This is a genomic window from Streptomyces sp. NPDC006512 (assembly GCF_040611935.1).
Classification (GTDB): domain Bacteria; phylum Actinomycetota; class Actinomycetes; order Streptomycetales; family Streptomycetaceae; genus Streptomyces.
Genome location: NZ_JBEXPG010000025.1, coordinates 63285 through 74933, shown reverse-complemented (window position 1 = coordinate 74933; position 11649 = coordinate 63285). Strand labels below are relative to the sequence as shown.

Annotated in this window: 8 protein-coding genes; 6 read left to right on the top strand and 2 right to left on the bottom strand. The window is 74.4% G+C overall.

Translation table 11 applies throughout. From position 1 onward, the window contains the following. A complete protein-coding gene (locus tag ABZZ17_RS19115; protein ID WP_356877463.1) occupies positions 1-603 on the top strand; it encodes a TetR/AcrR family transcriptional regulator C-terminal domain-containing protein in 603 nt (200 codons plus the stop codon). Between the two features lie 44 nt (positions 604-647). Here the strand turns inward: ABZZ17_RS19115 and ABZZ17_RS19110 are convergent, their stop codons facing one another. After that, a complete protein-coding gene (locus ABZZ17_RS19110) occupies positions 648-3635 on the bottom strand; it encodes a bifunctional [glutamine synthetase] adenylyltransferase/[glutamine synthetase]-adenylyl-L-tyrosine phosphorylase (RefSeq protein ID WP_356877462.1) in 2988 nt (995 codons plus the stop codon). 189 nt (positions 3636-3824) lie between these two features. Between ABZZ17_RS19110 and ABZZ17_RS19105 the strand changes: the two genes are divergently transcribed. The 5 genes from ABZZ17_RS19105 (at position 3825) to ABZZ17_RS19085 (ending at position 10024) form a co-directional block, all read left to right on the top strand. After that, on the top strand, positions 3825-6338 hold the full coding sequence (locus ABZZ17_RS19105; protein WP_356877461.1) for a PIG-L family deacetylase: 2514 nt from the start codon (positions 3825-3827) through the stop codon (positions 6336-6338). Between the two features lie 195 nt (positions 6339-6533). Further along, complete coding sequence (locus tag ABZZ17_RS19100; RefSeq protein WP_356877460.1) at positions 6534-8606, top strand: PIG-L family deacetylase; 2073 nt, start codon at positions 6534-6536, stop codon at positions 8604-8606. A 216-nt stretch (positions 8607-8822) separates the two neighbouring features. After that, positions 8823-8981 (top strand): hypothetical protein, encoded by a 159-nt coding sequence (locus ABZZ17_RS19095; RefSeq protein WP_356877459.1) that lies wholly within the window; start codon positions 8823-8825, stop codon positions 8979-8981. A 147-nt stretch (positions 8982-9128) separates the two neighbouring features. Then, the gene (locus ABZZ17_RS19090; RefSeq protein ID WP_356877458.1) at positions 9129-9719 is read left to right on the top strand and encodes a sigma-70 family RNA polymerase sigma factor; all 591 of its coding nucleotides are present in this window, start codon (positions 9129-9131) and stop codon (positions 9717-9719) included. Positions 9720-9892: 173 nt separating this feature from the next. Then, positions 9893-10024, top strand: a complete 132-nt coding sequence (locus tag ABZZ17_RS19085; RefSeq protein ID WP_356877457.1) for a hypothetical protein — start codon at positions 9893-9895, stop codon at positions 10022-10024. Between the two features lie 283 nt (positions 10025-10307). On the opposite strand, the gene ABZZ17_RS19080 is transcribed toward ABZZ17_RS19085, so the two are convergent. After that, positions 10308-11582 carry a Gfo/Idh/MocA family oxidoreductase gene (locus tag ABZZ17_RS19080; protein ID WP_356877456.1) on the bottom strand — a complete coding sequence of 425 codons (1275 nt, stop codon included), beginning with the start codon at positions 11580-11582 and terminating at the stop codon, positions 10308-10310. Between the last annotated feature and the right edge of the window lie 67 nt (positions 11583-11649).

The following is an 11649-nucleotide window of genomic DNA, read 5'->3' as shown; positions in this document are numbered from 1 at the left end:
ATGGCACGGCCGCGCACCCCCCTGCTCGACCGGGAGCGGATCGCCGCAGCCGCCCTGCAACTGGTCGCGGAGCAAGGGGAGTTCAGCGTTCCGCAGATCGCCCGGGCGCTCGGGGTACAGACGGCGTCGGTGTATCACCACGTGGACGGCCGGGCCGGGGTGGTGGAGCTGGTCCGGGAGCGGGTCTGCGACTCGATCACCGGCTCCGCCCTGGAGCTGACCCCCTGGGACCGGGCGCTGGAGGAGTGGGCGCGCTCCTACCGGGCCGCGTTCGCCGCCTACCCGCGCGCCATCCCGCTGCTGATGACCACACCGGTCCGGGCCCCCCGCGTGCTCGCCCAGTACGAGCGGGCGGTCGCGCTGCTGCTCGCGGCCGGGTTCCGGCGGGAGCAGGTGATGCCGCTGCTGACCGGGCTGGAGAACCTGGTCCTGGGCTCGGCCCTGGACCTGGCGGCGCCCGAGGCCATGTGGGAGCCGTCGGAGCGGACCCCGCTGCTGGCCGGCGCGCTGGCCGCCGGGGGCCCGGGACGCGCGGACGCGGCCTTCGACCTGGGCCTGGCCGCGTTCCTGGCGTACGCGCGGGGGCTGCGGGAGGCGGCCTAGGACCGGACCCGACCCGGCTGGGCCCGGGCCCCGGGCCGTGGAGCTCAGTCCGCGTAGAACAGGTCGTCCACGACGGCCCGCGCGCGGCGCGTCGTACGGCGGTAGTCGTCCAGCATCTCGCCGACCCGGCCCTCCGGGTAGCCGAGGTAGCGGCCGACCGCCGCCAGCTCACGGGCCTCGGAGGGGAAGGTGTCCCCGGCCCGGCCGCGGACCAGCATGACGGCGTTGCGGACCCGGGTGGCGAGCACCCAGGCCTCGTCGAGGATCTGCGCCTCCTCGGTCGGGATCAGTCCGGCGGCGTGGGCGGCGGACAGGGCCCGGCGGGTCCGGGTGGTGCGCAGGCCGGGTTCGGCCCAGGCGTGCCGCATCTGGAGCAGCTGGACGGTCCACTCCACGTCGCTCAGACCGCCGCGGCCCAGCTTGGTGTGCAGGGTGGAGTCGGCTCCGCGCGGCATCCGCTCGGTCTCCATGCGCGCCTTGAGCCGGCGGATCTCGCGGACCGCTTCCTCCCCGAGGCCCTCCACGGGGTAGCGCAGGGGGTCGACGAGGTCGATGAAGCGCCGGCCGAGTTCCTCGTCCCCGGCGACCGGGACGGCGCGCAGCAGGGCCTGGCTCTCCCAGGTGAGGGACCAGCGGCGGTAGTAGGCGGCGTACGAGGACAGGGTGCGCACCAGGGGGCCGGAGCGGCCTTCGGGGCGCAGGTCGGCGTCGATGAGCAGCGGCGGGTCGGCGGTGGGCAGCTGGAGCAGTCGGCGCATTTCGGAGATGACGGTCTGGGCGGCCTTGGCCGCTTCCTGTTCGTCGACGCCTTCGCGGGGTTCGTGGACGAAGAGGACGTCGGCGTCGGAGCCGTAGCCGAGTTCGTGTCCGCCGAAGCGGCCGACGCCGATGACGGCGAAGCGGGTGGGGAGCGTCTCGCCCCAGTGGTCGCGCACGGCGGCGCGCAGGGCTCCGGCGATGGTGGCGGCGGTGAGGTCGGAGACGGCTTCGCCGACCCGGTCGACGAGGGCGCCGGGGTCGGTCTCGGCGGGGCTGTCCTCCGTTCCGTACGAGGAGATGATGTCGGCGGCGGTGGTGCGGAAGAGCTCGCGGCGGCGGACGCCGCGGGCCGCGGCGACGGCGGCCTCGCCGCTTTCGGCGCGGCCGACGGCGGCGAGCACCTCCTGTTCGAGGGCTTCGTGGGTCCGGGGCTTGAGGTTCTCGGGGTCGCCGAGCAGGGCGACGGCCTCGGGGGCGCGCATCAGCAGGTCGGGGGCGAGGCGTCCGGCGGACAGGACGCGGGCGAGGTTCTCGGCGGCGGCGCCCTCGTCGCGCAGCAGGCGCAGGTACCAGGGCGTCTTGCCGAGGGCGTCGGAGACCTTGCGGAAGTTGAGGAGGCCGGCGTCCGGGTCGGCGGAGTCCGCGAACCAGCCGAGGAGGACGGGCAGCAGGGTGCGCTGGATGGCGGCCTTGCGGCTGACGCCGGAGGCGAGGGCTTCGAGGTGGCGCAGGGCCCCGGCCGGGTCGGCGTAGCCGAGGGCTTCGAGGCGCTGGCCGGCGGCGCGGGGGGAGAGCCGGGTCTCGCCGGGGGTGAGCTGGGCGACGGCGTCGAGGAGCGGCCGGTAGAAGAGCTTCTCGTGGAGGCGGCGGACGGCGGTGGCGTGGCGGCGCCAGGCCTTGTTGAGTTCGGCGACGGGTTCGGTGCGCAGGCCCATGGAGCGGCCGAGGCGGCGCAGGTCGTGTTCGTCCTCGGGGACGAGGTGGGTGCGGCGCAGCCGGTAGAGCTGGATGCGGTGTTCCATGGCGCGCAGGAACCGGTAGGCGTCGTTGAGCTGGGCGGCGTCGGCGCGGCCGACGTAGCCTCCGGCGGCCAGGGCGTGGAGGGCGTCGAGGGTGGTGCCGGAGTGGAGGGTGGCGTCGCCGCGGCCGTGGACGAGCTGGAGCAGCTGGACGGCGAACTCGACGTCGCGCAGGCCGCCGGGGCCGAGTTTCAGTTCGCGGTCCACCTGGGCGGCGGGGATGTTGTCGACGACGCGGCGGCGCATCTTCTGGACGTCGGCGACGAAGTTCTCGCGTTCGGCGGCCTGCCAGACGAGGGGGGTTATGGCCGCGATGTACTGGGCGCCGAGCTCGGGGTCGCCGGCCACGGCGCGGGCCTTGAGGAGGGCCTGGAACTCCCAGGTCTTGGCCCAGCGCTGGTAGTAGGCGAGGTGGGAGGCGAGGGTGCGCACGAGGGGGCCGTTGCGGCCTTCGGGGCGCAGGTTGGCGTCGACGGGCCAGATGGTGCCCTCGACGGTGGTCTCGGAGCAGATCCGCATGAGGTGGGAGGCCAGGCGGGTCGCGGCCTGGATGGCCTTGCCCTCGTCGGCGCCGGGCGCGGCGTCCCCGACGAAGATCACGTCGACGTCGGAGACGTAGTTGAGCTCGTTGCCGCCGCACTTGCCCATGGCGATGACGGCGAGCCGGCACTGGGCGGCGTCCTGGGGGGCGGCGGCGGTCGCGATGCGCAGGGCGGCCCGGAGGGTGGCGGTGGCGAGGTCGGCGAGCTCGGCGGCGGTCTGGGCGACGTCGGTGGTGCCGCAGACGTCGCGGGCGGCGATGGAGAGCAGGCAGCGGCGGTAGGCGACGCGCAGGGCGACGGGTTCGTGGGCCTCGGCCAGTCCCTGTTCGAACTCGGGGAGCCCGGGGTGCAGGTCGGCGGCCTCGTAGGTGACGAGGGCGAGCCAGTCGCGGGGGTGGCGGGCGAGGTGGTCGGCGAGGGCCTCGGAGGCGCCGAGCACGCCGAGGAGCCGGTCGCGCAGGGGTTTGGCGCTGACGAGGGTGTCGAGGAGCCGGGGCAGCTGGTCCGGCGGCTGCGCTTCGGCGAGGCGCACGAGTCCGCGCAGCGCGAGGTCCGGGTCGGCGGTCGCGCCGAGGGCGTCGAGGAGCACCGGGTCGGTGCGTACGGAGGCCAGCGCGTCGGCGTCGAGGAGCCGGGCTGCGGCGGAGGGGTCGGTGAAACCGCTGCGCAGCAGCCGGATGAAGGTGCTGCTCCTGCGTCCCGGGACTGTCATCCCGCCGCCTCCCGCGTGCGTCGCTGCCGGTGGCCCGGCCAGGTCCTGTGGTGAGCCTAGCCGGAGCGGCGTTCGATTCATCGGCGCGCCGTGGCGTAGATCATGAGGCTGATTATCAGATTTTCTGAATACTTATGGATCTATGCGTGAGGGGGCCCGGTCCCCGCTCGACCGGCAACGAGGAGCCCCATGACCGAAGGACGCCCCCTCCTCGATCCCTTCAGCCCCACTGGGCCCAACGGCCCCACCCTGCCCGCCCGTACCGGGCTGCGGCGGGAGGAACACGCCGGGAGGCCGTCGGCGGAAACCGCCGGGGCACGGTCCGGGCACGAGCCGTCCCCGACCACAGGTCCGCCGACGGTCGAGCCGCACACCGCGGGAGACCCGGGCGGCGAACCGGACGCCGACGCCACGGGCGGCCCGGGTCGCGAACCGGGCGCCGACGCCGCGGGAGGCCCGGGGCTCGAACCGGACGCCGACGCCACGGGCGGCCCGGGTCGCGAACCGGACGCCGACGCCGCCGGTGAGCCCGGTGCCGGAGCGGATTCCGGCGCGGGAGCGGACCCCGGCTCCCGGCCGGCTCCGGGACGTTGGGGCCGTGCGCACCGGGGGTACGCCCAGCACCCCCGCCTCGCCCGGCTGGTCACGGCGGTCGCCGTCTGCGCGGCCACCACCGCGGGCGGCATGCTCCTCCTGCGCGGCAACGAGGCCCTGACCGGCTTCGGCGCCCCCACCACCGCCGACTCGCGGTCCACCACCGCCACCGCCGTGGGCCCGCCGGACCCCGGGCGGGTGCTCCAGGTCGTCGCCCATCCCGACGACGACCTGTACTTCATGAACCCCGACCTGCGGTACTCCATAGCCGCCGGGCACGCCGTCACCTCCGTCTACCTCACCTCCGGCGAAGCCGACGGCATCAACGCGGGCGCCGGCAAGGAGGGTTCCGTCCGGCCCGACAAGCCGGCCTACGCCGAGGCCCGCCAGAACGGCATCCGCGCCGCCTACGCCCAGATGGCCACCGGCGACCGCAGCAGCGCCTGGAAGCGCACCGTGATACCGACCGACGGCGGCGGCCAGGCCGAGCTCGACGTCCTCGTCGCCCGGCCCGAGGTCAACCTGGTCTGGCTGCAGTTGCGCGAGGCGGGCCACGTCCACCACGACGTCCCCGACAGCCTGCGCGGCCTGTGGGACGGCAAGGTACCGCGCCTGGAGTCGGCCCTGGCCTCCGGGACCCCGGTCACGCAGCCGTTCTCGTACACGAAGGACCAGGTCGTACGGACCCTCGCGGGCATCCTGGACCGGTACCGGCCGACCACCATCCGTTTCCAGGACCCCACGCCCGGCCGGTTCCCGGACACCAAGCGGTACACCGACCACCAGGACCACTTCTACGGCGCCCGGTTCGTGCAGCTGGCGAGCGCCGCCTACGCGAGGGACGTCAAGGACCGGCCGCACTTCGCGACGCAGAACTACGTCGGCTACTTCAACGGCTCGCTCCCCAGCGCCCTCGGCCCGGACGAGGCCCGGCAGAAGCTCGACATACTCGACACCTACGCCTGGCTCGACCGGCAGGACCACTGCGGCAGCGAGGCCGGTTGCGGGGACCTCAAGGTCGCCGAGCACCCGTCGGGCAACCGCTGGACGGAGTCCATCAACTACGCCCGCGGAAACGGCACTTCCTGGCTGGCCTCCGACGAGCGCCACGGCCTGTGGGCCTTCAAGGTGCTCGACGGCCAGGTGGCGCTCTGGCACCGCAACGGGCTGATAGGCCGCTGGACCGGACCGCGCCTGCTCGCCGGCACCGGCATGGACCAGGGCGTCTCGACCGTCACCCTGAAGGACGGCCGGATCGCGGTCTTCGGCACCCGCACCTCCTTCGGGGAGCATCCCGGCGACTACCGGCGCGAGGTCGTGTACGCCGCCCAGCGGGCCCCCGGCTCCGAGGAGTTCGGGGACTGGGAGTCGCTGGGCACCCCCGAGGCCTCCGACGAGGACTGGACCTCCGACATCAGCGCGCCCGCCGTGTCGGTCGACGGCACCGGGCAGGTCGGCGTGTACGTGCGCGACGGCGCGTACACCCTGCGCGGCCGCACGCTGCGGCCGGACGGCGGCTGGGGGCCGTGGGAGCGCCACGGCGGCGCCGATCTGCACGGCACGCCCGTCACCGCGACGGACGGGGCCGGGCGGCGGATGGTGTTCGCCGCGACGACCCGCTCGGTGACCGGCTGGGCGCAGCCGGAGCAAGGCGCCCCGCTGGGCCCGGCCACCGGCACCGGACTGCCGGAGACCACCCTCCCGCTGACCGCCGACGGCCGCGGGGGCGGGGTGCGGCTCTGGTTCCGCAAGCCGGGTTCGGGCAACGTCCGTACGGCCCTGATCACCGGCGAGGGCGGGCTGACGGTGACCGGCCTCACCGATCTGGGCGGGCTCCAGGGCTTCGGCTCGGTGACGGCCAGCGGGCACCTCCTCGCCGGCCGGGCGGCGGGCGGACAGCTGGGTTCGGACGTCGGCCGGGGGCGGCCCTGGCAGCGTTCGCCGCTGATGTTCGTCGGCGCCCCGTCCAGCACGATGACCGGGAAGAACCTGGTCAGCCTGGCGGTGCTCGGCCTGGACGCGCGGCTGTACGTCACCTCCTCCGCGGACGACGTGAACGCCTACCTGGCGCCGTGGCAGCCGGTGGGACGGCGCACCACCCGCCCGTAGGAGGGCCCGCGGCGGTCGGCCGCGTCCACGATCCGGACACGTGGGCGGCCCCGGTCCCGGGCGGGCACCATCACATCCGGTCGTTTTCGGAAAGCGTGCGTCATCGGCGGAATCGGTGAACCAACTCCCCCGATTTCGCCTCTCACTGACTGCACAGCGGTTCTTCCCGCCCGGAACGACCTCAAGGCGTGACCGATGCCCGTATCCCGCCGCCGCTTCCTCCTCGCGGCCGTGCTGCCCATGCTCACCGTGGGCGCCACCGGCGTGCTCGCCGTCGCCTCCGGCCAGCAGACCTCGGCCGAGGCCAACGGGGCGATGAAGCCGGCCCCCGCCCTCCCGGCGAGCACCACGGCCGGGACGGTGGTGCAGGTCGTCGCCCACCCCGACGACGACCTGTTCTTCATGAACCCCGACCTCAGCCGGTCCCTGGCCGCCGGGACCCGGGTCACCACCGCCTACCTGACCTCGGGCGAGGCCGACGGCCGCAACGAGGCCCGCGGCGGCGAGGCCAAGGACCCCGAACAGCCCGCCGACCGCACCCACTACGCGGAGGCCCGGCAGAACGGCATCCGCGCCGCCTACGCCCAGATGGCCACCGGCGACCGCACCAGCGCGTGGAAGCGCACGGTCATACCGACCGCGGGCGGCGGCGAGGCCGAGCTCGACGTCCTCGTCGCCCGCCCCGAGATCCACCTCGTCTGGCTCCAGCTGCGCGAGGCCCGCAGCCCGGCCGGGAACAACCCGGACAGCCTGCGCGGCCTGTGGAACGGGGAGATACCCGCGCTCGGAACCCAGCCGGCCTCGGGCACCCCGGCCAAGCGGCCGTTCACGTACACCAAGGACCAGGCGGTCCAGGCGATATCCGGGATCCTGGAGCAGTACCGGCCGACGACGATACGGATGCAGGACCCCACGCCCGGCCGGTACGAGCAGACCGGCAAGTACACCGACCACCAGGACCACATGTACGGCGCCCGCTTCGTGCAGGCCGCCACCGCGGCGTACGCGGAACGGGTCACCGACCGCCCCCGCTTCTCGGTCCAGAACTACCTCGGCTACCACAACGGAGCCCTCCCGCACGCGCTGGACCCGCAGACCGCCGAGACCAAGACCGGCTTCCTGCGGACGTATGCCTGGCAGGACCGGGCGGACTACTGCGGCAGCCCCTCGGGCTGCGGCGACCGCAAGGTGGCGGGCAGTCCCACCGGCCGCAACTGGGCCCAGTCGCTGCGCTACGCGCGGGCCGACACCACCTCCTGGCTGACCGAGGGCACGCCCGGCCGGCTCTGGGCCTTCGCCGTACTGGACGGCCGGACGGCGGTGTGGACCCGCGACCGGGCCGGCACCTGGACGGGCCCGGCCCTGCTCCCCGGCACCGGCATCGACCCGGGCGCCACCACGGCCCGCCTCCCCGACGGCCGCATCGCGGTCCTCGCCACCCGCACCACGCTCGGCCCCCGGCCCGCCGACTACCGGCGCGAGGTCGTCCTCGCCCTCCAGACGGCGCCCGACGGGCCGTTCGGGGCCTGGCAGTCGCTCGGCACCCCCGAACCCGGGGACGAACCCGGCACCTCCGCGATCAGCGCGCCCGCCGCCGCCGTCGACGCGGCCGGCCGGCTCACCGTCTACCTCCGCGACACCCGCCGGACCCTGCGCGCGAGCGTCCAGGAGCCGTCGGGCGCCTTCGGCGGATGGCAGCGCCTGGGCGGCGAGGACCTGCAGAGCGACCCGGTGGCCGTCGTGGACGCGGCCGGCCGGCGCCACGTGTACGCCAGCACCGCCAAGTCCGTCCTCGCCTGGACGCAGCCCTCCCCCGGAGACCCGCTCGCCGGGCCCTACCCCACCGCGCTCCCCGCCACCACCGTCCCCCTGACCGCGACCCCGGACGGCCCGGGCGTCCGCCTCTACTTCCGGCGCCCCGACTCGGGCGCGGTCCGCAGCGCCCTGGTGACGGCGGGCCCCGGAGCACCCCGGGTCTCCGCCCTCGCGGAGGCCGGCGGCCGGGCCGGGTACGGGGCCGTGGGCGTCGCGGGCCGCCTGGTGACGGGCCGCGCCGACACCGGCACCATCGCCGCCGCCCCGCTGGGCGGGCCGCCCGCCTGGACCGAGTCCCGGATGCTGTACGCGGGCGCCCCCTCGGCCGTCCTCGAAGCGGGCGGCGCCACCACCACGGCCGTCCTGGGCCTCGACGCGCAGCTCCACACCGCCACCGCCGGCCCCGCCCCCACCTGGCGCCCGGCGGTCCCGCCGCCCCTGCCGGCGGTCTGACCAGGCCCCTGCGGCCCTGCCCGGCCCCCACGGCCCCTGCCGGCCCTGCCCGGACGGCGGGGCCGTACGCGGGTCCGCTCCGCGTGACGCGGCCCACATTCGGGGGCCGGCCGCCCCGTCCGGGCCCGCGCCGGACGGCGTAAGGGACGACACTCCGCGCACGGCGGGGGTCCCCAGGCCGCGGCCGCGGCCCCGAGTCCCGGGAGCAGCACACCCATGAACCCCGACCCCGTCCTGGCGAAGATGCGCCTGATCCTGCTCACCCTGATCGTCGCCGGTCTGGTGACGTACCTGGCCTTCCTCTCCCCGCTGCTGGGCACGGCGCTCCTGGTCGGCGTCGGCGTGGCCCTCTTCCTCCTCCACGTCCTCGGCTGACCCGCCGAACTCACCGGCCCCCGCTCGGCCTTGGCCAGGGCCGAACGGAAAGTTACGTAGATCGAATGCCCCATCTCCGTTTCGTTCCAACGGCGTTCATGGCAAGAGGTCCGCGCAGCGACCTCGGAAGTCGAGGAAAGGAACCAGATGCACAACGCACCCGTGGCGCACGACGCCGGGCCGCCGACGCACCTGACCGGTCCGGGCCGGAACCTCCCCCCGGAACGGGTCGCCGAGCTCGAACGGCTGATGCCCTTCATCAACCGGCGGATCCTCGCCAAGGGCCTCGCCCGGGACCGTGACGACATCGTGCAGAACGTCCTCGTCCGGCTCTTCCTGCGGTGGTCGGACCCGGACTTCACGCTCGACCGGGACGACGGCGGCCGGGCCTTCGCGGCGAAGGTCACCGCCGACGAGATCGCCGAGGCCTGCCGCCGCTACGACCGGGACCGGTCCTACCCGGCGGACGTGCTGCCCGAGGGCTCCTACACCGATCCGGAACCGAAGGCGTACCTCGCCCAGCGGGCGGTCGAGGAACTCCTGGAAAAGGCCCTGCCCGAGGAGAAGGGAATTCGTGATGTAGGACGGCTCTACATTGCGGAAGGTCTCAGTAAGACGGAAATCGCCCGGTACCTGGGGATCGACCGCAAAACGGTCAGCCGCAGGCTGGAAAAGGTGAACCTGTACCTGACTCCGCACGGACGCGCCGTCCTGGATGAATTCGGAGCAGCCGACTAGAGCTCTTCTCGGGATCACGGGCCGCGCCCGTCGCGGCGCGGCCCGTGATCCCAGGTTGGGTCCTAGGGACCCGCAGCGGACTCGATACAGCCCTTCACCGAAAGCCGAGGTAACACATGCCAGAACTGGCCGACCTGCTCCGCTCCTGCCTTGAGAGGAACGAGGAGTCCCTGGTGGCAGAGCACGGAGAGCTCACCGGTCCCACGTGGGACGCCCTCCTCGACCGGGTCGCGGACCGCCTGCGGACCGAAGGAGCCGGAACGGGAACAGAAACGGAACCGGTGCCCGCCCTGCCACGGGGGTGACGGCGAGCCCGGGACCACAAGCACGGCCCAGCACGACACAGCACGGCACGACGAACGCGGCCCACGCCCGGAGGAATTCTCGTGAGAATGAGCGAAGAAGATGACGAAGAGGCCCCACGCGGGGCCCCGTTGACGCATTCACGATAAGGAAAACAACCCTTGCGCATGACCGGGATCCTGAAGACCGGCCGCTCTCCCCGCTGCGCCCCGGGAGGGCGGCCCGTCGTCGTTCCGACAGCCGGAGGCGACCGGATCCGCACCCGCGTCGGGCCCTGAGTCCGCGTCAGGAAGCACCGTCGCCCTGCCGTACGACGGTCTCGACCGTGCCGTCACGCCTGGCCCGTTCGGCGGCCAGCACCGTCAGGTGGCTGGTGAGGGACTCCCGCGGACCCGACTTCACCAAGCCGGGGTCGCCCGCCGCCACGGCGGCGACGAAGGCGTCCATCAGACCGGCGTCGCCGCCGCCGTGACCGCCCCCGGCGTCCATCGTCCCCTCGGCGTCGAACTCGACGAGCTCCTCGGTGCGGGTCAGGAAGTCGTACACCCGCACCCGCCTGCCGTCGCCCCGCAGTTCGCCCCTGGTGCCGAAGACGCGGGTCTGACGGTCGGCCTGTTCGGTGAACGCGGTCATGGTGAAGGTGGCCGTGGCGCCGGAGTCGAACTCCATGGCCACCACCTGGTGGTCGACCACGTCGTTGTCGCAGGCGTACACGCACCGGCCGTACGGCCCCTCCCGCAGCGCGGCGTCCAGGGCCCGCGGGGTGAACTCGTCGACGACCACGCTCAGCGGCCATCCGTGCCGTCCGGCGGCGAGCCGGTCCCCGTAGTCGCGCGGGGCGGAGTACGGGCAGGCCGCTTCCACCGCGCAGTCCAGGCAGCGGTCGGCGGCTCCCGCGGGCCGGTTCTCGGGGCGGAAGTGGCTCAGCCGCCCGAAGCTGGAGACCCGTGCCGGCGGCCGTCCGAGGACGTACTGCAACCAGTCCAGGTCATGGCAGGACTTCGCCATCAGCATCGAGGCCGCCCGGTCCTCGCGGCGCCAGTTGCCCCGTACGAACGAGTGGGCCTGGTGCCAGAAGCCGACCGGTTCGAGGTGCTGGACGCTGACGACCTCACCCAGCCGGCCGGAGTCCACGACGCCCTTCAGGGCCCGCGTGTAGGGCGTGTAGCGCAGGACGTGGCCGACCGCGAGGATCACCCCGGCCTCCTCCACCGCGGCGACGATCCGCCGGCACTCGCCCTCCGTGAGCGCCATCGGCTTCTCCAGCAGGATGTGGTGGCCGAGCGCGGCGAACGCCAGGACGGGCTCCAGGTGATCGCGGTCCAGCGTGCAGACCAGCACCGCGTCCGCGACGCGTCCCCGGGCCGCCAGGGCCCGCCAGTCGTCGACCGCCGCACCGGCGCCCAGACCGTGGGCGGCCGCGAACCGCTCCCGCCGGACCCGCCGCGGCTCGGCCACCGCCACCACCCCGGCCCGCTCCGGATGCGCCAGCGCCCAGGCCCCGTACCCCGTACCGCGCTCCCCGGCCCCCAGCACCGCGAGCGTCACCTTCGACGGCATGCCGCCACCTTCCGGACCGACGGATACGACTCCGGGCCGACGGTCGTCGACCGTCGGCCCGGAGGTG